The following is a 21,401-nucleotide window of genomic DNA, read 5'->3' as shown; positions in this document are numbered from 1 at the left end:
GCAACTCCGTTCAGAAGGTGAGATTTCGGTGCGGTGGCATTGCCGCGCCCGCCTTGGCAGGGCGGAGCGGTGCGCTTCCGCTGCGTGCGCTTTATGTCACCGAACGTAGGGGCCAAATTTGGTCCCGTGCAAGTCGTTGTCGTAATCTCCGCCTGAACGAGTCACTCCTTCCGTGCAGTTGGCAACCTCAGGAGGGGCCATGCCGCGCAGGCAGCAGGCGAGTGCACGTCAGCAGCGCCTCGGCGCCGAGCTGCGGAGACTTCGTGAGGCCGCGGGGCTCAAAGGGCGAGAGGCCGCCGCGTTGCTGGGGACCGACTCCGCGCAGGTCAGCCAGATCGAGGCCGGCCTCGCTGGTGTCAGCAAGGTGCGCTTGCGGCGGATCGCGGCCCAGTACGCCTGCACCGACACGGAGCTGGTGGACGCCCTGGCCGCGATGACCGTCGCTCGGACGCAGGGGTGGTGGGAGGAGTACCGAGGACTCCTCCCGACGTCGTTCCTGGACCTGTCTGAGCTGGAGCACCACGCCGCGTACCGCTGGGACGTGGAATTCCTGTACATCCCCGGGCTTCTCCAGACGGAGGACTACGCGCGGGCGCTCTTCTCGTCCCGGGTTCCCGAACTGCCCGAGGAGGAGTTGGAGCTGCGCGTTCGGCACCGGATGCGGCGGCGGACCATCCTCGAACGGGAGCGGCCGACCCCGTACGACGCCTTGGTCCACGAAGCGGCGCTGCGCATCATGGTCGGCAGCCGCGCCGCCTCACGTGCTCAGCTCACGCGCGTCCTGGAGCTTTCCGAGGCGGACCACGTCTCTGTGCGCGTGATCCCCTTCGAGCTCGAGCACTTCAACGACGTCGGTGCCGCCATGACGTATGTGGGTGGTGCCGTGCCGAGACTCGACACCGTCGTGCGCGATGGACCTCATGGCACGGTCTTCGTCGACTCTGCGGCACAACTGGGTGTGTTTCGAACGCACTTCCGTAGACTGCAGGCGGTGTCGCTTGATCCTCAGGGATCGCGCGACCTCATCCACAGGCTGTCAAAGGAGCTGTGAGGCGCTCATGGCCAACCGTGATCAGTGGCGCAAGTCGTCCTACTCCGGCGGCGGCGACGGCAACGCCTGCGTGGAGATAGCCGCCCGCCATCTGCGGATAGCAGTCCGCGACTCGAAGGCCCCCGCCAGAGGGATGCTCTCCTTTCCGCCGCGAGCCTTCGCCCCCTTCCTGGAAGCCCTGAAGGGGCAGCGGTCCGAGGGGCGGTGAATCGTGCAGAAGAAGTCGCGCGAAGAGCTCGTTCGCATCGTTCAGCAGCTCATTGACGCGAACCTCCCGGAAGAGGCGGAGGACCGTCTTCTGGGCAGCCTCAGGGCGAGCGTGCTCCATCCGCGGGTGTCGGACCTGATCTACTACTCCGACCCTCCGCTCACAGCGGACGAGGTAATCGAACAAGCTCTCGCTTATCGCCCTATCGCACGGTGAGTGAATCCGGGCTCACTGCCAACCGCTGGAGCACTAGAGCAACCCCGCCCCCGCCAAGAACTTCCCCACCCTCGCCACCTCGTCCCCCGACAACGGCACCTGCGGCTCCGCCGTCGCCGCGCAGGCGATGACGCCGCGCAGGTGCAGCGCCGCCTTGAAGGCGCCCAGTGCGGACGAGCTGGTGCCCATGCGCTCCGGGGCGCCGACCCCGACGATGCCGAACAGGGCGCACAGCCGCTCCTGTTCGGCGCGGGCGGCCTCCCAGTCGCCGGACCGGCACAGGCGGTGCAGGCGGACGTAGCCGTGCGGGTCCACGTTGGCGAGGCCGGGGACCGCGCCGTCGGCGCCGAGGGCCAGCGCGGAGTCGACCAGCAGCTCGGAGCCGGTCAGGACGCTGAAGCCGGGATGGGCGCGGGCGCCGGTGACGATCTCGCGGAAGGCGGCCAGGTCGCCGCTGGAGTCCTTCAGACCCGCCAGTACGCCGTCGGCCGCCAGGCCGAGCACCACCTCGGCGGGGAGCTTGGTGTGCACGGCGGACGGGATGTCGTAGGCGATCACCGGGACCGGGCTCGCGGCCGCGATCCGGCGGTAGTGGTGGACGATCTCGGACGGGTGGGTGCGGGCGTAGAAGGGGGCCGTGACGACGACGGCCCGGGCGCCGGCCGCGGTGACCGCCGAGACGTGGTCGAGGACGCGCGGGGTGGTCATGTCGATGGCCCCGGCGATGACCGGCAGCTCTCCGGCGACGTGGGCCACCACCGCCTCCACCACCTGCCGGCGCTGCCGGTCGGTCAGGAAGGCCGCCTCCGAACTCGAGCCCAGCAGGAACAGGCCGTGCACCCCGCCCGCCACCAGGTGGTCGACCAGCGCGAGCAGCGAGGGCACGTCCACCTCGCGCTCCGGTGTGAGGGGCGTGCAGACGGGCGGGACGACACCGGTCAGCGGGGCGGGCAGGCTCATTCAGGGCTCCTGACGGGCTGGGCCCCGGGCACGGGGCGACCGGGCAAGGGTCGGCTGGGCAGGGTTCGGCTGGTCCTCCTCCACAGGATGGTGGCAGCGGTAGCGGTGTCCCGGGCGTGACGCGGCCGAGAAATCCGGCATCGCGGCGGCGCACACCTCGTCGGCCTTCCAGCAGCGGGTGCGGAACGGGCAGCCGCTCGGCGGGCGGGTCGCCGAGGGCACCGGGCCGGTCAGCGGGATCGGGTCGACGGGCTCCAGCAGACCGGGCGTGGCGGAGAACAGGGCCCGGGTGTACGGGTGCCGGGTCCGCATCCCCGCGGATCCCGGTCCCGTCGTCCGCCCCGGCGGCGCGGTGACCCGGTCCGCCGGGGTCTCCTCCACGATCCGGCCGAGGTACATGGTGATCACCCGGTCGCTCATCCGCCGTACCGTCTGGATGTCGTGCGAGACGAACACCAGGGCCAGGCCCAGGCGTTCGCCGAGGTCCAGCAGGAGGTTGAGGATCTGGGCGCGGACCGAGACGTCCAGGGCGCTGGTCGGCTCGTCGGCCACCACCAGGCCGGGGTCCAGGGCGAGGGCGCGGGCGATGGCGACGCGCTGGCGCTGGCCGCCGGAGAGCTGCCCGGGCAGGGCGTCGGCGACCGCCCGGGGGAGACCGACCAGGGCCATCAGCTCCCTGACCCGCTCCTCGCGGGCGGCCCTGGTGCCGCGGCCGTGGACGTCCAGCGGGTCGCGCAGGATCCGCCGTACCGTCAGCCGGCGGTTCAGGGCCGTCGACGGGTCCTGGAAGATCATGCCGGTGCCCGCGCCGACCACCGCGCGGCGCTCGGCCGGCGGCATCGACCATAGGTCGCGGCCCCGGAAGGACACCGTCCCGGCGGTCGGCCGCTGGATGCCCACCAGTACCTTCGCCAGCGTCGACTTCCCGCACCCCGACTCGCCGACCACGCCGACCGTCTCACCGGGCGCGACGGCGAGATCCGCGCCGGTCAGCGCGTACACCCGGTCGCGGGTGAACAGGCCGCCGCCGCGCGCCTTGTGGACGACATGGGCGTCCCTGACTTCGACGACAGCGCTCACTGCAGTGCCTCCTCGCTCTCCGTCGACGTCAGCTCCACCGCCGGGTGGTGGCAGGCGGCTGTGTGCGTGGGCGTGCCCGTGAGGACGGGCGCGGTGGTGTGGCAGACCTCGGTGGCGAGCGGGCAGCGGTCGGCGAAGCGGCAGCCCGCCGGGAAGTCCGCCGGGGCCGGTACGACGCCCCTGATCTGCGTCAGCCGCTCCTCGGCGGACTCCAGCGAGAGCACGCTGCCGAGCAGGCCGCGGGTGTAGTGGTGGGCTGGTGCGGCCACCAGGTCGGCGGTCACCCCGGTCTCCACGATCTGCCCGCCGTACATGACCGCCACCCGGTCGGTGACGTCGGCGACCAGCGCCAGGTCGTGCGAGACCAGCACGAGCGCGAACCCCAGCTCCTCGCGCAGCCGCAGCAGCAGCTCCATCACCTGCGCCTGCACGGTCACGTCCAGGGCGGTGGTCGGCTCGTCGGCGACGATCAGCCGGGGGTCGCGGGAGAGGGCCATGGCGATCAGGACGCGCTGGCGCTGACCGCCGGAGAGTTCGTGCGGATAGCTGCGCAGGGTGCGCTCGGGGTCCAGCCCGACCAGCGACAGCAGTTCGCGCGGGCCACGGCGGCCGCCGCGCCGTACGAGCTGCTTCAGCTGGGCTCTGACGGTCATCGCCGGGTTCAGCGAGGACAGCGCGTCCTGGTAGACCATCGCCATCTCGTGGCCGAGCAGCCGCCGCCGTACCCGCATCGGCTCCGCGAGCAGGTCCCGCTGCCGGAAGCGCACCTGGCCGGTGACCCGGGCCGTCCGCGGCTGGAGTCCCATGACCGTGAGCGCGGTCAGCGACTTGCCGCAGCCCGACTCGCCGACCAGGCCCAGCACTTCACCGGGGTACACCTCGAAGCTGACGCCGTCCACGATGTCCACGCCCCGGTGCCGGCCGGAGAACCCGATGGCCAGGCTCTCCACCGCGAGCACCGGCGGGCCGTCGGTCCCGTCGGGCGCGGACCGGGTGCGGGCCCGGGAGCGCAGCCGCAGGGCGGCCTCGGCGAGGCCCGGCAGCGGGAGCACCTCGCCGGTGCCGGGCTCCGGTGTCTCCAGGCGGTCCCCTCGTGCCAGGTCCCCTCGCGCCTCCACCTCCCGGGCGGCCGGTGCCGCCCACGCGTCCGAGACGCCCTCGGAGAGGACGTTCAGGGCCAGGACGGTGAGCAGGATCAGCGCCCCGGGGAAGACGGTCGCCCACCAGCCGCCGGTCAGCACCATGTTCTTGCCGTCGGCGATGACACTGCCCCAGGACGGGTCCGGGGGCCGCACGCCCGCGCCGATGAAGGACAGCGACGCCTCGAAGACGATCGCCTCGGCGACCTGCACCGTGCAGAACACCAGCACGGGCGCGGCGCAGTTGACGGCCACGTGCCGCAGCACGATGTGCGGGGTGCGGGCGCCGATCACCCGTTCCGCGGTCACGTAGTCCTCGCCGTACTGGTCGAGCACGTTCGCCCGCACCACCCGGGCCACGGGCGGGGTGAACAGGAACGCGATCGCGTAGATCAGCACGCCGATCCCGCCGCCGAAGACGGCGACGAGCACGGCGGCGAGCGCGATGCCGGGGAACGCCATCACCACGTCCAGGCAGCGCATCAGCGTCTCGTCGACGGCCTTGCGGGAGGTCGCCGCGAGCGCCCCGAGCAGCGCGCCGGCGACCAGTGCGAGTGCGGTCGCGCCCAGCCCGATCGCCAGCGACCAGCGGGCGCCGTACATCAGCCTGCTGAGGACGTCCCGGCCGAGGCTGTCCTGACCCATCCAGTGCGCGGCGGACGGGTGCCCGGTGCCGCCGGCCGGGTCCTGCTGGTCGAGCGGGTCGTCCGGGGCGAGCACCGGGGCGAGAACGGCGACCAGGAGGACCAGGCCGAGGAAGCAGACGGCGACCTTCGACACGGGCGGGAGCCGGCGCCACCCCCGGAGCCGGACTCCGGGTCGGGAGAGCCGCCCGGCGAGGCTCGCGCGCGTGTCCATCAGGCCGCCCTCAGACGTGGGTTGACGAGCAGGTAGAGGATGTCGATGACGAGGTTGACGACGACGAACCCGGTGGCCGTGGTCAGCACGACCCCCTGGACCACGGCCGGGTCGCCGTTCTGCACGGCGTCGATCATCAGCTTGCCCATGCCGGGCAGCGAGAAGATCGTCTCGATGACGACCGCGCCGCCGAGCAGGTAGCCGACCCGCAGCCCGAGCACCGTCAGCGGGTTGACGAGCGCGTTGCGCAGCACGTTGCGGCCGACGACCACCCGGGGCGGCAGCCCGCTGCCGATCGCCGTGCGGACGTAGTCCTTGTCCAGTTCCTCCACCACCGACGTCCGCACGATCCGGGTGAGCTGGGCGGCCACCGGCAGCGAGAGGGCGAAGGCGGGCAGCGCCATGGTCTTCAGCCAGCCGGTGACGGAGTCGGCCGGATTGACGTAGCCGCCGGTCGGGAACCAGCCCCGGTCCACCGCCAGGTACTGGATCATCAGCAGCGCCAGCCAGAATCCGGGTGCCGCCACGCCGACGAGGGAGACGACCCGGATGAGCTGGTCGGGCAGCCGGTCCCGGTGGACGGCCGCCGTGACCCCGCCGGCCAGGGCCAGCACCACCGCGATGCCGAGGCCGAGGAAGGTCAGCTGGAGGGTGAGCGGCAGCGCGGTGGTGATCTGGTCGGCGACCGGTGCCCGGGTCAGCGCGCTGGTACCGAGGTCGCCGTGGAGCAGGTCGCCGACGAAGTGGACGTAGCGCACCGGCAACGGGTCCAGCAGGCCGTTGCGCTCCCGGAACTCGTGCAGTTGCCCCGGGGTGGGGCTGGCGCCCTGGAAGAACGCGGACGCCGGGTCGACGTCCGAGAACCGCATCACCAGGAACACGAACAGCACGATCCCGAGCAGCAGCGGCACCAGCAGGGCGACGCGGCGGAGCAGGATCCGTACGACCGCCGTCATGTCGTCAGGCCCACCGCGCCTGCAGGAGGTTGAGGCCCGGGTAGGGCTGTGGCCTTATCCCGCTGAGCGCGCGCGGGTCCCAGGCGGTCATCAGCTCGTTGTGGACGACCGGGTAGAGGACGGCCTGTTCGGCGACGACGTCGATGTAGTCCTGGATCATCGTCTTCTTCCGCGCCGGGTCCGGCTCCCGGGTCGCCCGGTCCATGTCCCGGAACAACGCCTTGGCGACGGGGTGGTCGGCCCAGCGGGTGTACCGCATCCAGAGGTTCTCGGGCCCGTAGTTGTAGTGCATGATCAGGTCGGCGTCGAGGCCGAACTGGTTGGGGTTGGAGGCGGCCGCGACCACCTGGTAGTCCTGCTTCTGGTCCATCTTGGTGAACACGGCCGTGGTCTCCTGCGGCGCCAGGGTGGTCTCCACGCCGATCGCGTCCCAGGACGACTTGACGGTCGGCAGGCAGTCCACGATCCAGCTCACGTTCACGGCGAGGATCTCGATCTTCAGGCCCTTGACCCCGGCGGCCTTCAGCAGCGCCCTGGCCTTCTCGGGGTCGTGGTCGTAGACGGTCCTGGCCCGCCGGTAGCCGGGGTTCCCCTCGTCCAGGAACGAGGTCGCCGGCTTCCCGTGCCCCTTCAGCGCGACCCGCACCATCTTCTCGGTGTCGATGGCGTGGTGCAGCGCCTGCCGCACCCGCACGTCGTCGAAGGGCTTGTGCCGGGTGTTGAACATCAGGAACAGGTTGTTCATCCCGGCACCGCCCGCGACCTTCAGCCCGCCCTGCTCCAGCCGCGCGACGTTGGCGTACGGGATGTTGTCGGCGATCTGCGCGCCCGCGCCCGACCCGGAGATCCTCGCCACGCGCGGGGCGGCGTCCACGATCGTCAGCCAGTTCATCCGCTTGAAGGCGGGCCTGCGCGGGCCGTTGTAGGCGGCGAACGCCTCGAAGGTGGTGTTCGACTTCGGGTGGTGCGCGGTCTGCCGGTACGGTCCCGAGCCCACCGCCAGCCCCTTGATCGCGTCGTCCCAGGCGCCCGGCCGGGAGAACACGTGCTGGGGCATGACCTTGGCCAGGGTGAGCCGGGCGAGCCCGTCCGGGAACGGGAACCTCAGGCGCAGCTCGACGGTCCGGGCGTCGACCTTCCTGGCCTCCTTCAGCCAGCTCACGAAGAAGCCCTTGGCGAGGGTCTGGGTGCCCGGGTCGAGGATCCGGTCGAAGACGAAGACGACGTCGTCCGCGGTGACCGGCTTGCCGTCGTGGAAGGTCGCGCCGGAGCGCAGCGTGAACCGCCAGGTGGTGGCGTTCGGGTCCTTCGGCAGCTCGGTGGCGAGCGCCGGGTAGGGAGTCCGGGAGATGGGGTCGGTGTCGAGCAGCCCCTCGTAGACGTGGTTGTTGGCGGCCATGGCGAACGCGGACGCGGTCTGCGTCGGGTCCCAGCTCCCGTCGTTGCCGTACCCGATCACCGCGGTCAGGGTGCGGTCCTTGCCGCTGCCCTCGCCCCCGGTGTCGTTCGTGGACTGCGGGCCCGCGGAGCAGCCCGCCAGCACCGGCGGCAGGGCGGCCGCCGCGCCCAGCGCTCCCGTGTACTTCAGGAACGACCGGCGGCGCGCCGCCGGCCTGTCCGGCCCGTCGTCGGTCACGTCGTCGCGCACGGTTCCTCCAGCGAGGTCGGGGAGGGGAAGGGAGGGCGATGGGGTGCTAGGGAGACGCACGAGGGAGGACATACGACGTCCTACGTCCGATCGGTCAGCGTGACCATAGGAGCGCCGCCGGGGGCGGTCAAGGGAGCACACACGAATGGCCCAGCCGCCCGGGGCGGCCCGGACGGGCGCGGGGCGCGGCGCCGGAGGGCGGGGCGCGGCCCCTCGCTCCTCTCCCCGGTCGCGTGCGCCGGGGCACACGTGTCCCCGAGTGTAGGCGCGCAGAGCCATCGAGGGGACACGAAGAGTGAAAACGGAGGAGACCGGAGAGGAAAGGGGAACCACCGGTTCGGCGCGACACCCGGCGCCGGACGCCGAAGAGGCGGAGGACACCTTGAGGGAACCGCGGATCTCGCCGGCACGGGCGACCGTCGCCGCCGGCCCAGGGGCGGCGCCCCGATGAAGCCCGCGCAGCCGCCGCTCGGCACCTGCGCCGTCGACACCAGCACCGGGAGGCTGGGTGTCGTCATGGGGCACGAGGGGCCTTACGTACAGTTACGGCCGTACGGCGGGGGCAGGGAGTGGGACTGCGACCCCGGCACCGTCCGCAGCGCCACCCCCGCCGAGCGCCTCAGAGCGGTCACCGGCCACGACGGCGCGCGCGGCGACGAGTTCTCCTGAGGGAAGCGGCGACGAGGCCACCTGAAGGAAGCCGGGACGGCATCCGTGGTATCCGCCACCCCGGCCCCGGACGGGGGATCCGTACGGGAGAATGGGCCCATGAGTCTGTTCCGCGACGACGGCATCGTGCTGCGCACCCAGAAGCTGGGCGAGGCGGACCGGATCATCACCATGCTCACCCGCGGTCACGGGCGGGTACGCGCGGTGGCCCGGGGCGTGCGGCGCACCAAGTCGAAGTTCGGGGCCAGGCTCGAACCGTTCTCCCACGTCGACGTGCAGTTCTTCGCGCGCGGCAGCGAGCTGATCGGGCGCGGGCTGCCGCTGTGCACCCAGAGCGAGACCATCGCGCCGTACGGCGGCGGGATCGTGACCGACTACGCCCGGTACACGGCCGGCACCGCCATGCTGGAGACCGCCGAGCGGTTCACCGACCACGAGGGCGAACCCGCCGTCCAGCAGTACCTGCTGCTCGTCGGCGCCCTGCGGACCCTCGCCCGCGGCGAGCACGCCCCCCACCTCGTCCTGGACGCCTTCCTGCTGCGCTCCCTCGCCGTCAACGGCTACGCGCCCAGCTTCGGCGACTGCGCGAAGTGCGGCATGCCCGGACCGAACCGGTTCTTCTCCGTCGCCTCCGGCGGCTCGCTCTGTGTCGACTGCCGGGTGCCCGGCTGCGTCGTACCCTCCCCGCAGACCCTGGTACTGCTCGGTGCCCTGCTTACGGGAGACTGGGAGACGGCGGACGCGTCCGAGGCGCGCCACGTCCGGGAGGGCAGCGGGCTGGTGTCCGCCTACCTGCACTGGCACCTGGAGCGCGGGCTGCGCTCGCTCAGGTACGTCGAGAAGTAGCACGCAAGCAGAGGGAGACGAGAAGCTCATGGTCGTACGCGGGATCCTGGGGCGCCAGCGCCGCGAGTACAGGTCGCCGGAGCCGCACCCGTCCGGCGCCCGCGCGCCGAAGCTCCCGGGCGAGCTGGTCCCGAACCACGTGGCGATCGTCATGGACGGCAACGGCCGCTGGGCCAAGGAGCGCGGGCTGCCCCGCACCGAGGGCCACAAGGTCGGCGCCGAGCGCGTCCTCGACGTGCTCCAGGGCTCCATCGAGGTCGGCGTCCGCAACATCTCCCTGTACGCCTTCTCCACCGAGAACTGGAAGCGCTCGCCCGACGAGGTCCGCTTCCTGATGAACTTCAACCGCGACTTCATCCGCAAGACCCGCGACCAGCTCGACGCGCTGGGGATCCGGGTGCGCTGGGTCGGCCGGATGCCCAAGCTGTGGAAGTCGGTCGCCAAGGAGCTCCAGGTCGCCCAGGAGCAGACCAAGGACAACGACCTGCTCACCCTGTACTTCTGCATGAACTACGGCGGCCGGGCGGAGATCGCCGACGCCGCGCAGGCGCTCGCGGAGGACGTGAAGGCGGGCCGCCTCGACCCGTCCAAGGTCAACGAGAAGACGCTCCAGAAGTACCTGTACTACCCGGACATGCCGGACGTCGACCTGTTCCTGCGCCCCAGCGGCGAACAGCGCACCTCCAACTACCTGCTCTGGCAGAGCGCGTACGCCGAGATGGTCTTCCAGGACGTGCTGTGGCCGGACTTCGACCGCCGCGACCTGTGGCGGGCCTGCGTCGAGTTCGCCTCCCGCGACCGGCGCTTCGGCGGTGCGGTCCCGAACGAGGAGCTCATCGCCATGGAGGCCGCCATGAAGGGCAACGACCCTTCGTAGGCCCTTCGTGACGCTCCCCGGGCGCCGGTGGCGCGGTCAGCGCCCGGCCGCGCACTCCGCGCACGTGCCGAAGATCTCCACCGTGTGCGCCACGTTGACGAAGCCGTGCTCCGCCGCGATCGCCTCGGCCCACTTCTCCACCGCGGGGCCCTCCACCTCGACCGCCTTGCCGCAGGAGCGGCAGACGAGGTGGTGGTGGTGCTCGCCGGTGGAGCACCGGCGGTAGACGGACTCGCCCTCGGAGGTGCGCAGGACGTCTACCTCGCCGGCGTCGGCGAGGGACTGCAGGGTGCGGTAGACCGTGGTCAGCCCGACGGAATCGCCCTTGTGCCTGAGCATGTCGTGCAGCTCCTGCGCGCTGCGGAACTCGTCGACCTCGTCGAGCGCCGCCGCCACGGCCGCACGCTGCCGGGTGGAGCGGCCCCTCACGGGCGGTCCAGCGGTCGTCACCGTCGTCTCCTCACGTCTGCGCCTGCCCGGGCCATTGTGCCAGCCCGGCCTGCCGGCGGTCAGACGCCGACCCCGTCGCCGGCCTCCCGCGTGGCCGGAATCGAGCACTCGGCGGGGTCGCCCGCGGGCCGGGCCGCGGCGGCCGCGCGGGCGCGTCGCCGGGCCAGGGGCGTGGCCAGGGCGCTGAGCACGCCGAACGCTCCGATGGTCAGCAGGACGATCGTCGCGCCCGGCGGGACGTCCTGGTAGAACGAGGTCACCGTGCCGCCGATCGACACCGTGACGCCGAGGGCGACGGCGATCGCGAAGGTCGCGGCGAAGCTCCGGGTGAGCTGCTGCGCGGCGGCGACCGGCACGACCATGAGCGCGGAGACCAGGATCAGGCCGACCACCCGCATGGCGACCGTGACCGTGACGGCCGCGGTGACCGCGGTGAGCAGGTTCAGGGCGCGCACCGGCAGCCCGGTGACCCGCGCGAACTCCTCGTCCTGGCTGACCGCGAACAGCTGGCGGCGCAGGCCGAGGGTGACGACGACCACGAACGCGGCGAGCACCATGATCGCGGTCACGTCGGAGGGCGCGACCGTCGACAGCGAGCCGAACAGGTACGACGTCAGGTTGGCGGTGGAGCCGCCCGGTGCGATGTTCACGAACATCACGCCGCCGGCCATGCCGCCGTAGAAGAGCATGGCGAGGGCGATGTCGCCGCGCGTCCTGCCGTACCAGCGGATCAGCTCCATCAGGACCGAGCCGAGGACGGAGACGGCCGTGGCCATCCACACCGGCGAGGCGTGCAGCAGGAAGCCGAGGCCGACGCCGGTCATCGCCACGTGCCCGATGCCGTCGCCCATCAGCGGCTGGCGGCGCTGGACCAGGTAGATGCCGATGGCGGGCGCGGTGATGCCGACCAGGACGGCGGCGAGCAGCGCCCGCTGCATGAAGGCGTAGTTCAGGAGTTCCATCAGCTCAGCAGTCCCGTGCGGATCGGTTCGGCGCCCGCGGGTGCGTGCGGATGCACATGGTCGTGGCCGGGCAGGGCGTGCTGACCGACCGCGCGCGGAGGCGGGCCGTCGTGCAGCACGCAACCGTCGCGCAGGACGACCGCACGGTCGATCAGCGGCTCCAGCGGGCCCAGTTCGTGCAGGACGACCAGGACGGTGGTGCCCCGGGCGACCTGCTCGCGCAGGGTGGCGGCCAGCACCTCCTGGCTGGCCAGGTCGACGCCGGCCATCGGCTCGTCCATGATCAGCAGCTCGGGTTCGGAGACCAGGGCGCGGGCGATCAGTACCCGCTGGTGCTGGCCGCCGGAGAGCGCGGTGACCGGGTCCTTGGCGCGGTCCGCCATGCCGACCATGTCCAGCGCCCGGTGCACGGCCTCCCGGTCGGCACCGCGGAAGAAGCGGAAGCGGGTGCGGGCCAGCCGCCCCGAGGCGACGATCTCGGCCACCGTGGCCGGGACCCCGCCGGCGGCGCTGGTGCGCTGGGGCACGTACCCCACGCGGGCCCAGTCCCGGAAGCTCCGGCGCGGGGTGCCGAACAGCTCGATCGCGCCGGAGCCGGCCGGCACCTGGCCGATGAGGGTGCGCACGGCCGTCGACTTGCCGGAGCCGTTCGCGCCGAGCAGCGCGACGACCTCGCCGGCGCGCACGGTCAGGTCGATGCCGCGCAGCACCGGCCGCGAGCCGAGCTCCGCGGTCACCTTGCGCATCGCTATGACGGGTTCGCCCATGATCTCGTCCTCCCTGCCGGTCACTTGGCGCCCAGGGCCCGCTGGAGCGCCCTCAGGTTCGCTTCCTGGACCGCGAAGTAGTCCTTGCCGCGGGACTTCGCCGTGATCCCCTCGATCGGGTCCAGCACGTCGGTCCGCAGGCCCGAGTCGCCCGCGACGGTCTTCGCCGTCCGGTCGCTGACGAGCGTCTCGTAGAAGACGGTGGAGACGCCGTCGCTCTTGGCCATCTCCGCCAGGTCCCGCACGCGCGCTGCGCTGGGCTCCGACTCGGGGTCGAGGCCGTTGATGGCCTCCTCGGTGAGGCCGTAGCGCTCGGCGAGGTAGCCGAAGGCGGCGTGCGTGGTGATGAAGACCCTGGTCCGCGTGTGCCCGAGGCCGTCCTGGAAGCGGGTGTTCAGGTCGTCAAGACGCTTGACCAGGGCGGCGGTGTTCCTCCGGTAGTCGGCCGCGTGATGGGGGTCGGCCTTCTCGAAGGCCTTGCCGACACCCTCGGCGACCTGGGCGTAGCGCACCGGGTCGAGCCAGATGTGCGGGTCCTTGCCGGGTGTCTCGGCGTCCTCGTGGGTGTCGTGCGCGGCCGCGTGCCCGCCGACTTCGCTGCCGTGCTGCTCCAGGGTGGTCAGCGAGGCGGCGTCGATCTTCGTGCCGACCGGGGACTGGGCCACCGCGTCGTCGACGGAGGGCTGGAGGTTCTTCAGGTAGAGGACCGCGTCGGACTCCTCGAGCAGGGCGATCTGCCGGGGGCTGATCTCCAGGTCGTGCGGTTCCTGCCCCGGGGTGGTGAGCGTGGTGACGTGGACGTGGTCGCCGCCGATCCGCTCGGCGAGGAAGGCCATCGGGTAGAACGACGCGACGACGTCGAACCTGCTCGTGTTGCCCCCCGCGACGCCGTCGGTGGAGCACGCGGTCAGCGCTGCCAGGCCGAGCGCGAGGGCGGCGGCGAGCGCGGACCGGGGTATGAGGCGTCGACTTACGTTCATGACAGTCATTTTCAACAAACATGGAAACCGTTGTCAACAACGCCTGTGGGAGCCTGTAGACGGGGGCCGATTTGGCCGTGGGGGAGCCTGCGCCGGTAACCTGAATCATTCGCTGGAAGCATCTCGCTTCAACGCCCGTCGTCGTAATGAAGAGAGCACCGTGGCCGCCGACAAGATCGACACCATCGTCAGCCTGAGCAAGCGCCGTGGCTTCGTTTTCCCCTGCAGTGAGATCTACGGCGGCCAGCGTGCCGCCTGGGACTACGGACCGCTGGGTGTCGAGCTCAAGGAGAACATCAAGCGCCAGTGGTGGCGTTACATGGTGACGTCGCGCGAGGACGTGGTCGGTATCGACTCGTCCGTCATCCTGGCCCCCGAGGTCTGGGTCGCCTCCGGCCACGTCGCCACCTTCACGGACCCGCTGACCGAGTGCACCTCGTGTCACAAGCGGTTCCGCGCGGACCACCTGGAAGAGGCCTACGAGGAGAAGAAGGGCCACGCCCCGGCGAACGGCCTCGCCGACATCAACTGCCCGAACTGCGGCAACAAGGGCCAGTTCACCGAGCCCAAGCAGTTCTCCGGTCTGCTGTCGACGCACCTCGGCCCGACCCAGGACAGCGGCTCGGTCGCCTACCTGCGCCCGGAGACCGCCCAGGGCATCTTCACCAACTTCGCCCAGGTGCAGAGCACCTCGCGCCGCAAGCCGCCGTTCGGCATCGCCCAGATGGGCAAGTCCTTCCGCAACGAGATCACGCCCGGCAACTTCATCTTCCGCACCCGCGAGTTCGAGCAGATGGAGATGGAGTTCTTCGTCAAGCCGGGCGAGGACGAGAAGTGGCAGGAGTACTGGATGGAGCAGCGCTGGAACTGGTACACGGGCCTCGGCCTGCGTACCGAGAACATGCGCTGGTACGAGCACCCGAAGGAGAAGCTCTCCCACTACTCCAAGCGCACCGCCGACATCGAGTACCGCTTCCAGTTCGGCGGCAGCGAGTGGGGCGAGCTCGAGGGCGTCGCCAACCGCACCGACTACGACCTCGGCGCCCACTCCAAGGCCTCCGGCCAGGACCTCTCCTACTTCGACCAGGAAGCCCAGGAGCGCTGGACGCCGTACGTCATCGAGCCGGCGGCGGGTGTCGGCCGCACCATGCTGGCCTTCCTGCTCGACGCCTACGTCGAGGACGAGGCGCCCAACGCCAAGGGCAAGATGGAGAAGCGCACCGTGCTGCGCCTCGACCACCGGCTCGCCCCGGTGAAGGTGGCGGTGCTCCCGCTGTCCCGCAACCCGGAGCTGTCCCCGAAGGCCAAGGGCCTCGCCCAGGCGCTGCGCCAGCACTGGAACATCGAGTTCGACGACGCCGGCGCCATCGGCCGCCGCTACCGCCGCCAGGACGAGATCGGCACGCCGTTCTGCGTGACCGTCGACTTCGACACGCTCGAGGACAACGCGGTCACCGTCCGCGAGCGTGACTCGATGAAGCAGGAGCGCGTCTCGCTCGACCAGATCGAGGGCTACCTGGCCAGCCGCCTGATCGGCGCCTGACCCACGGCCTCATTGGTGCCGGGCTCCCGCAGGGCGGGGGCCCGGCACCGTCGTGTCTCAGAGGTCCAGGTCCACGTAGAGCGCCGCGTGGTCGGACGCCGCGTCGGTCTTCGACGTGACGGTGTCGAACGACTTGATGCCAGGCGGCGCGAAGAGTCCCCGGGTCTCCAGCCCGACGTGCTGCACCTGAGGCCAGAGCGACGGAGGCAGCAGCACGTAGTCGATCTTGTCGCGCTCGCTGCGGCAGTCCCCGTGGGTGCCGGGCTCGCCGTGGTAGGACGGGTGGCTCATGACGTCCCGCAGCCCGGTGTCCCGCAGCTCCTCGGCCGCCGCGCTGGTCGGGTCGTCGTTGAGGTCTCCGGCGACCAGGACGTGCGGGGTGCGCTCCGAGGCGGCGCGGTAGATCTCCGCGACCCGCCTCGCCTGGGCCAGCCGCAGCTCCGGGTCGTCGTTGAACTTGCTCTTGAGGTGGTTGCCGAGGACCACCAGGGGCGACCCGTCGAGCCGGATCTCGAACGCGGGGCAGTCCCGGCTGAAGAGGCGCTCGTCGGGGTGCTCCGGGTCGGTGTCGAAGAGGTGCGTCCGCACGGACGTGATCGGGTGGCGGCTGAGGATCCCGATGTCGATGCCCCGGGGGTCGTTGCCGTCGATCAGCAGGTTGTACGGGTACGGGCGTCTGCCGAGCGCCCCGGCCAGCACCTGGGTGTTGAAGCGCTCCAGGGTGAGCCGGTCCTCGACCTCCACGGTGAGCAGGATGTCGGCGTCGACCTCCGAGACCACCCGGCCGGTGTTGCGCACGACGTCCAGGTCGAGGTCGTCCTGCCCCAACTCGGCCCAGCCGGCCCACCCGGTACGGCCGTCCGCGGTGACCTCGACCTTGGTGTTCTTCCCGGTCCCGGACGTCCGGAACAGCCCGGAGCCCTTGCCGGGACGGGACTGGTTGACGTAGATCGGCGGAGGGTCCTGCGGGTCGATGGCGTACGCCCGGTGCTTCTCGATGATCCGGGCGATCTCCTTCTTGTCGCCCTCCTGATACACCGGCAGGTCCAGGAGGGTGACCAACTTGGCGAAGTCACCGAGGACTTCCTCGCGCTTCGCCGTATCCGCGAGGCGGAAGGCCGTGGGCCGGCGGAACACGTTCTCCATGTTGAAGGTGGCGATACGGACGCTCATGGCGGGCCTCCTCCGGCGGCGCGAGAGCACCGCGGGGCCGGCGGCAGGCGCCGCCTGAGGACTGCTCGCCGACAGTTCCCATTCTCCGGGCACCACGCAGCGGTGTCCAACGGAACGGGCCCGGAGCGGGGAACCGGTGCTGACCTCGCGTCAGGGGAGGATGGACCGGGGCGCGGGGGGTCGCCGCCCGCGCCCCGGCCGCACGGTCAACGTCCCTGCAGCGTCCGGACGTTGTCGCCGAAGGTCCAGTTCTTCGAACCGTCCCAGTTGGCCGACCACGTCATCAGGCCCTTGAGGGCGCCGCCGTAGTGCTTCCACGCCTGGGACACCAGGGAGGGGGACAGGTAGCCGCCGCCCGCGCCGGGCTGGGCGGGCAGGCCGGGCACCTGCTTGTCGTAGGGCACCTTCACGGTCGTGCCCTGCACGACGAGGCCCTTGGCGAGGCAGTCGGTCTGCGCGGTGAAGCCCTGCATCGTGCCCGCCGAGTACGAGTCGCCGGAGCAGCCGTACATGCTGCCGTTGTAGTACTGCATGTTCAGCCACCACAGCCGCCCGTTGTCCGCGTACTTCCTCACGATCGGCAGGTAGGCGCCCCAGATGGAGCCGTAGGTGATGCTGCCGCCGGTCACGTAAGCGGTCTCCGGCGCCATCGTCAGGCCGAAGCCGGCCGGCATCCGGGCCAGGACGCCGTCGATGATGCGGATCAGATTGGCCTGGGACGTGGACAGTTGGGTGATGCTGCCGCTGCCCACGAGGCCGGTCTCGATGTCGATGTCGATGCCGTCGAAGTTGTACTTCTGCAGGATCGGGACGATGGTCGCGACGAACCGGTCGGCGACCGCGCTGGAGGAGAGGTCGATGCCGGCCGCCGCGCCGCCGATGGACAGCAGGATCGTCTGGCCGGACGCCTTGGCCGCGCACATCTCGGCGGGCGTGGCCACCTTCACGCCGCTGTCCATGCCGTCCTCCCACAGCGCCGTCCCGTCCGAGCGGATGACCGGGAAGGCCGCGTTGATCACGTTGTAGCCGTGGGCGGCCAGCCGGGAGTCGGTGATCGGGGTCCAGCCGAAGGGCGGGTGGACGCCGTTGGCGGAGCCGTCCCAGTTCTCCCAGTAGCCCTGGAGCACCTTGCCCGCCGGGCGCGGCTTCACGGCGCAGGTGTCGGCGGCAGAGGCGGCGGGGGCGGTGGCGACGGCGAGCGGGGCGAGGACGGCCGTGGTGAGCGCGGCGGTGAGCAGACGCAGCGTGCGGCGGAGCATGCGGGGCCTCCCGGTGGGGGTGCGGTGAGGTGACGTAGGCATGACAGTGCGCTGCTTCGACAGTGCAGGTGGTCCAGACCTCTCGTCAATAGGTCTGGACCAAGTCGCCCTCCGGGGTGCGTGATGCGGGCGCAAGGTGCCCTGCGGGCGGATGGCGGCTGACAAATGACAGATGACAGATATTGAAATCTGTCATCTGTCATGGCAGAGTGGAGGACATGACGATCCGAACCCGCACCCTCGGAACCACCGGCCCCCACGTCTCCGCCCTCGGCCTCGGCTGCATGGGCATGTCCGCGCTGTACGGCGACGCCGACCGCGCCGAGTCCGTCGCCACCGTCCACGCCGCCCTCGAAGCGGGCGTCACCCTGCTGGACACCGGCGACTTCTACGCCATGGGTCACAACGAGATGCTGATCGGCGAGGCCCTGCGCACCGCGCCCGCCGCCCTGCGCGAGAAGGCCCTGCTCAGCGTGAAGTTCGGCGCCCTGCGCGACCCGGACGGCAACTGGAGCGGCTACGACGGCCGTCCCGCCGCCGTGAAGAACTTCGCCGCCTACTCCCTGCAGCGCCTCGGCGTCGACCACATCGACGTCTACCGCATCGCCCGCCTCGACCCGGACGTGCCGATCGAGGAGACCGTCGGCGCGATCGGCGAGCTGATCGAGAAGGGGTACGTCCGGCACGTCGGCCTGAGCGAGGTCGGCGCCGACACCATCCGCCGGGCGGCCGCCACCGCACCGGTCGCCGACCTGCAGATCGAGTACTCGCTCATCTCGCGCGGCATCGAGCGGGAGATCCTGCCGACCACCCGTGAGCTGGGCATCGGCATCACCGCGTACGGCGTGCTCTCCCGCGGCCTGATCTCCGGCCACTTCTCCCAGGACCGGCGGCTGGCCGCCAACGACTTCCGCGCCCACTCGCCCCGCTTCCAGGGCGAGAACCTGCGCCACAACCTGACGCTGGTCGAGGCGCTGCGCAAGATCGCCGAGCAGAAGGGCGTGACCGTCGCGCAGATCGCCATCGCCTGGGTGCTCTCCCGCGGCGAGGACATCGTGCCGCTCGTCGGTGCCCGCACCCGCGACCGGCTGGGCGAAGCGCTGGGCGCGGCGGACATCACCCTGGACGAGGCCGACCTCGCCGCCGTAGAACAGGCCGTCCCCGCCGACGCGGCGGCGGGCGACCGCTACCCGGCGGCACAGATGGCACACCTCGACAGCGAGCACTGACCTCGCCCCCGGGTACGGTCTATGGCATGGCACCGACCACCGAGACCCTGACCGCCGAGCGCATCCTCGAAGCGACCGAGGAGGTGCTGCGCCGTCACGGCCCGGCCAAGGCCACCGTTGTCGACGTGGCCCGCGCGCTCGGGGTCAGCCACGGCAGTGTCTACCGGCACTTCCGCACCAAGGCGGCGCTGCGCGAGGCGGTGACCAAGCGGTGGCTGGACCGTACGTCGGAGCGGCTCGCCGGCATCGTCGCCGGTGACGACGCCGCCGAGGACCGGCTGCGGGCCTGGCTCGCGGCCCTGTTCGAGGCCAAGCGGCACAAGGCGGGCGACGACCCGGAGCTGTTCGCCACCTACACGGTGCTGACCGACGAGAACGGCGAGGCGGTCGGCGAGCACGTCACCGACCTCACCGCCCAGCTCGCCAGGATCATCGAGGCGGGCGCGGGGACGGGCGCCTTCACCGCCCCCGACCCGACCGCCGCGGCCCGCGCCGTCTTCCAGGCCACCGGCCGCTTCCACGACCCGTGCTACGCCCGGGAGTGGCAGCAGCCCGGCATCCGCACGGAGTTCGAGGCCGTCGTCGAGCTGCTGGTACGGGGCCTGAAGGCATAGGTCCCACTTGGGGCTGGGGCTGGGCCTGCGGCTGGAACCGGGCCTGCGGCTGGGGCCGGGCCGGGGCCGGGCCGGCCGTCAGCGGGACGGCTGGCGGGTGGCCGACGGGTCCACCGTCGCCTGGTGGGCCTCGGCCAGGTGCTCCTCGGCCTTCAGCCAGGGCAGGAACTGGGCGCTGCGGCGCCAGCCGCAGGTGTCGCAGCTGATCGTGCGCTGCACACCCGTGCGCCGCACCCGGACGACGTGCTCCCGGCCGTGCCCGTCCCAGCGGCTGACCTTGCTCGTGCTGTTGTCCCGCGGCATGACGCCTCCCCACGTCCGGCAGACCCGACCGCAAGGAGTGTGCAGCAGGTTCAACATCAACAGGAGTTCCTTCGCGGCGAGTTGTCCAAGCCGTGTCCCGGGCCCGGCCGGCTCAGCCGACCGTGCGCGGCAGCCGCAGGCTGAGCAGGCCGGTCAGCACCACCCCCGCGAGTTGCACCAGCAGCGTGACGACCAGCGCGTCCCGCATGCCCTGGTGCGGGACGAGGGCCAGGAAGAGCGTGCCGAGGGTGGCCACCCCGAGGGCGAGCGCGGACTGCTGCGTGGTGACCATCACACCGCTGCCGACCCCGGCCCGGGCCGGCGGCACCTCGGACATCACGATCCGCATCAGGTTGGGGAGTTGCAGCGCCTGCCCCGCCCCGGCGACGGTCACGCCCGGCAGCAGCGAACCGAAGCCCAGGTGTGGCCAGTCCCGCCAGGCGGCCAGCACGATCAGCAGCACGCCCGCACCCTGCACCACGGCACCGGCGGTGAGCACCCGGGTGCCGTACCGGGCGATCAGCCGCGGCCCGGCCAGGGAGACGAAGAGGAAGGCCACCGCCATCGGCGCGAGCGCGAGCCCCGCCGGCACCGGTCCGAGCCCGGCGCCCCGCTGCAGCGCCAGCGCGATCACGAACATGAACCCGCTGAAGCCGACGGAGAACGGCAGGATCAGCATCAGCCCCCGGCGCAGGGACGCCAGCGCGAACAGGCTCGGCGGCACCAACGGGGTGCGCCCCTGCCGGTCCGCCCGCCGCTCCACCGCGTAGAAGGCGGCCGCGGCGAGAGGGAACGCGGCCAGCGACAGCCACGTCCACAGCGGCCAGCCGGCGGCCCGGCCCTCGGTCAGCGGTGCGAGCAGCGTCAGCAGGGACACCGCGAGCAGGACGGTGCCGGGCCCGTCGACGGGCTCCGGACGCGGGGAGCGGGTCTCCGGCACGTACCGCACGGCCAGCACCAGACCCAGCAGCACGACCGGCACGTTGACCAGGAAGATGGCCCGCCAGCCGCTTCCGGCGAGGTCGGCGGCGACCAGCACCCCGCCCAGGATCTGCCCGGCCACCATGGACAGCCCCGCGGTGGCGCCGTACAGGCTCATCGCCCGGGCCCGGCGGCCGCCGCTCGTGGCGGCCTGGATGGTGGCGAGCACCTGCGGCAGCATCGCCGCGGCGGACGCGCCCTGCGCGGCCCGCGCGCCCACCAGCCACCAGGCCCCGGGCGCGAGCCCGCAGGCCAGCGAGGTCAGCCCGAAGGCGGCCATGCCGGCGAGGAACAGCCGCCGCCGGCCGAACAGGTCCCCGAGCCGGCCGCCGAGCACGAGCAGCACGGCGTAGGCGACCCCGTACGAGGCGACGACCAGCTCCAGCACGGCCTCGCCCGCGGCGAGGTCGGCACCGATGGTGGGCAGGGCGACGTTGACGATGAAGAAGTCGACCAGCGGCAGCGCGGCCGCCAGCAGAACGGTGAACAGCCCGGGCCCGCTCAGCACGGGCGAGGACGCCCGGGCGCGGACCGCGGAGGTGGTGACGGTCTGTGTCATGCCCCCGAGCCTGCGCGCGCCCTCAGACGGGTACCAGAGTGTCCTTGTCCTGGTACAAGAAATACCTGGCAAC

General features: G+C 71.7%; 22 protein-coding genes. 9 read left to right on the top strand and 13 right to left on the bottom strand.

The features are described 5' to 3' along the window. The first annotated feature begins 199 nt into the window (after positions 1–199). The 3 genes from PV343_RS30320 to PV343_RS30310 are packed head-to-tail and all read left to right on the top strand — an operon-like array spanning position 200 to position 1,475. On the top strand, positions 200–1,051 hold the full coding sequence (locus tag PV343_RS30320) for a helix-turn-helix domain-containing protein (RefSeq protein ID WP_319150236.1): 852 nt from the start codon (positions 200–202) through the stop codon (positions 1,049–1,051). Between the two features lie 7 nt (positions 1,052–1,058). Beyond that, positions 1,059–1,259 carry a DUF397 domain-containing protein gene (locus PV343_RS30315; protein WP_319150235.1) on the top strand — a complete coding sequence of 67 codons (201 nt, stop codon included), beginning with the start codon at positions 1,059–1,061 and terminating at the stop codon, positions 1,257–1,259. A gap of 3 nt (positions 1,260–1,262) precedes the next feature. After that, positions 1,263–1,475, top strand: coding sequence for a hypothetical protein (locus PV343_RS30310; protein ID WP_319150234.1), 213 nt, complete (start codon positions 1,263–1,265; stop codon positions 1,473–1,475). 33 nt (positions 1,476–1,508) lie between these two features. Here the strand turns inward: PV343_RS30310 and PV343_RS30305 are convergent, their stop codons facing one another. From PV343_RS30305 to PV343_RS30285, 5 genes are read right to left on the bottom strand one after another with little or no spacing between them, the layout of a single operon-like run. After that, positions 1,509–2,435, bottom strand: coding sequence for a dihydrodipicolinate synthase family protein (locus PV343_RS30305; RefSeq protein WP_319150233.1), 927 nt, complete (start codon positions 2,433–2,435; stop codon positions 1,509–1,511). Further along, entirely contained in the window at positions 2,436–3,515 is a 1,080-nt protein-coding gene (locus PV343_RS30300; RefSeq protein ID WP_319150232.1) for an ABC transporter ATP-binding protein, read from the bottom strand. Then, positions 3,512–5,512 (bottom strand): dipeptide/oligopeptide/nickel ABC transporter permease/ATP-binding protein, encoded by a 2,001-nt coding sequence (locus PV343_RS30295; RefSeq protein WP_319150231.1) that lies wholly within the window; start codon positions 5,510–5,512, stop codon positions 3,512–3,514. The genes PV343_RS30300 and PV343_RS30295 overlap by 4 nt, the downstream gene beginning before the upstream one ends. Continuing rightward, positions 5,512–6,468 (bottom strand): ABC transporter permease, encoded by a 957-nt coding sequence (locus tag PV343_RS30290; protein WP_319150230.1) that lies wholly within the window; start codon positions 6,466–6,468, stop codon positions 5,512–5,514. The genes PV343_RS30295 and PV343_RS30290 overlap by 1 nt, the downstream gene beginning before the upstream one ends. Positions 6,469–6,472: 4 nt before the next feature. Continuing rightward, entirely contained in the window at positions 6,473–8,116 is a 1,644-nt protein-coding gene (locus PV343_RS30285; RefSeq protein WP_319150229.1) for an ABC transporter substrate-binding protein, read from the bottom strand. 447 nt (positions 8,117–8,563) lie between these two features. On the opposite strand from PV343_RS30285, the gene PV343_RS30280 reads away from it, so the two are divergent. The 3 genes from PV343_RS30280 (at position 8,564) to PV343_RS30270 (ending at position 10,508) form a co-directional block, all read left to right on the top strand. Further along, positions 8,564–8,785, top strand: coding sequence for a hypothetical protein (locus PV343_RS30280; protein ID WP_319150228.1), 222 nt, complete (start codon positions 8,564–8,566; stop codon positions 8,783–8,785). Between the two features lie 99 nt (positions 8,786–8,884). Beyond that, positions 8,885–9,631, top strand: coding sequence for a DNA repair protein RecO (gene recO, locus PV343_RS30275; protein ID WP_319150227.1), 747 nt, complete (start codon positions 8,885–8,887; stop codon positions 9,629–9,631). Between the two features lie 28 nt (positions 9,632–9,659). Beyond that, positions 9,660–10,508: an isoprenyl transferase gene (locus PV343_RS30270; RefSeq protein WP_319150226.1), complete on the top strand. Its 849-nt coding sequence runs from the start codon at positions 9,660–9,662 to the stop codon at positions 10,506–10,508. A 36-nt stretch (positions 10,509–10,544) separates the two neighbouring features. Here the strand turns inward: PV343_RS30270 and PV343_RS30265 are convergent, their stop codons facing one another. From PV343_RS30265 to PV343_RS30250, 4 genes are read right to left on the bottom strand one after another with little or no spacing between them, the layout of a single operon-like run. Next, positions 10,545–10,958, bottom strand: a complete 414-nt coding sequence (locus PV343_RS30265; protein ID WP_043475479.1) for a Fur family transcriptional regulator — start codon at positions 10,956–10,958, stop codon at positions 10,545–10,547. Between the two features lie 59 nt (positions 10,959–11,017). Further along, positions 11,018–11,920: a metal ABC transporter permease gene (locus PV343_RS30260; protein WP_020939870.1), complete on the bottom strand. Its 903-nt coding sequence runs from the start codon at positions 11,918–11,920 to the stop codon at positions 11,018–11,020. Next, positions 11,920–12,690, bottom strand: coding sequence for a metal ABC transporter ATP-binding protein (locus PV343_RS30255; protein WP_387949902.1), 771 nt, complete (start codon positions 12,688–12,690; stop codon positions 11,920–11,922). The genes PV343_RS30260 and PV343_RS30255 overlap by 1 nt, the downstream gene beginning before the upstream one ends. 17 nt (positions 12,691–12,707) lie before the next feature. Next, the gene (locus PV343_RS30250) at positions 12,708–13,667 is read right to left on the bottom strand and encodes a metal ABC transporter substrate-binding protein (protein ID WP_319150224.1); all 960 of its coding nucleotides are present in this window, start codon (positions 13,665–13,667) and stop codon (positions 12,708–12,710) included. A gap of 160 nt (positions 13,668–13,827) precedes the next feature. Between PV343_RS30250 and PV343_RS30245 the strand changes: the two genes are divergently transcribed. Continuing rightward, complete coding sequence (locus PV343_RS30245; protein WP_319150223.1) at positions 13,828–15,210, top strand: glycine--tRNA ligase; 1,383 nt, start codon at positions 13,828–13,830, stop codon at positions 15,208–15,210. Between the two features lie 57 nt (positions 15,211–15,267). Here the strand turns inward: PV343_RS30245 and PV343_RS30240 are convergent, their stop codons facing one another. Beyond that, the gene (locus PV343_RS30240) at positions 15,268–16,383 is read right to left on the bottom strand and encodes an endonuclease/exonuclease/phosphatase family protein (protein ID WP_319150222.1); all 1,116 of its coding nucleotides are present in this window, start codon (positions 16,381–16,383) and stop codon (positions 15,268–15,270) included. Between the two features lie 206 nt (positions 16,384–16,589). Continuing rightward, complete coding sequence (locus PV343_RS30235) at positions 16,590–17,642, bottom strand: chitinase (RefSeq protein WP_319150221.1); 1,053 nt, start codon at positions 17,640–17,642, stop codon at positions 16,590–16,592. A gap of 218 nt (positions 17,643–17,860) precedes the next feature. On the opposite strand from PV343_RS30235, the gene PV343_RS30230 reads away from it, so the two are divergent. Both PV343_RS30230 and PV343_RS30225 read left to right on the top strand, forming a co-directional pair. Next, positions 17,861–18,871 (top strand): aldo/keto reductase, encoded by a 1,011-nt coding sequence (locus tag PV343_RS30230; protein WP_319150220.1) that lies wholly within the window; start codon positions 17,861–17,863, stop codon positions 18,869–18,871. Between the two features lie 26 nt (positions 18,872–18,897). Next, on the top strand, positions 18,898–19,485 hold the full coding sequence (locus tag PV343_RS30225; RefSeq protein WP_319150219.1) for a TetR family transcriptional regulator: 588 nt from the start codon (positions 18,898–18,900) through the stop codon (positions 19,483–19,485). 78 nt (positions 19,486–19,563) lie between these two features. On the opposite strand, the gene PV343_RS30220 is transcribed toward PV343_RS30225, so the two are convergent. Beyond that, positions 19,564–19,788 (bottom strand): hypothetical protein, encoded by a 225-nt coding sequence (locus PV343_RS30220; protein WP_319150218.1) that lies wholly within the window; start codon positions 19,786–19,788, stop codon positions 19,564–19,566. A gap of 112 nt (positions 19,789–19,900) precedes the next feature. After that, the gene (locus PV343_RS30215; protein WP_319150217.1) at positions 19,901–21,328 is read right to left on the bottom strand and encodes an MFS transporter; all 1,428 of its coding nucleotides are present in this window, start codon (positions 21,326–21,328) and stop codon (positions 19,901–19,903) included. Between the last annotated feature and the right edge of the window lie 73 nt (positions 21,329–21,401).

It is taken from the genome of Streptomyces sp. WI03-4A (assembly GCF_033792105.1).
Taxonomy (GTDB): domain Bacteria; phylum Actinomycetota; class Actinomycetes; order Streptomycetales; family Streptomycetaceae; genus Streptomyces; species Streptomyces collinus_A.
The sequence above is the reverse complement of the archived record's forward strand: the minus strand, read 5'-3'. Positions and strand labels throughout refer to the sequence as shown.